We start from the raw sequence: 240 nt of genomic DNA, 5'->3' as shown, positions 1-240 counted from the left end.
GCGCTGGTAGCCGCGGCCCGCCTTCAGCTTCAGCAAGCGAACGTGCACTGAAGGAAGCTTTCTTCGGTGAAACGCGAAAGAGCCGCCAACCCGTATGGCTGACGGCTCTTCCGATCTCTGGCAAGCGAGTTTAGGTCAGGCGAAGCTAATGTTGGTCTTGAGCGAACGACGACGGCGCATTGCGCCACCAACGACACCCATGCCGCCGATCATCATTGCCCAGGTGGCTGGCTCGGGAAC

The 240-nt window shown here is 60.4% G+C and carries 1 protein-coding gene; it reads right to left on the bottom strand.

From position 1 onward, the window contains the following. Positions 1-135 precede the first annotated feature (135 nt). Positions 136-240: PEPxxWA-CTERM sorting domain-containing protein (locus AC0IYH_RS33695; RefSeq protein ID WP_471838799.1), on the bottom strand; the 105-nt coding region annotated here is incomplete at its 5' end.

This window comes from Pseudomonas sp. AC463 (genome assembly GCF_979253585.1).
Note: the sequence above shows the minus strand (reverse complement) of the source record. Positions and strands in the feature narration are given on the sequence as shown.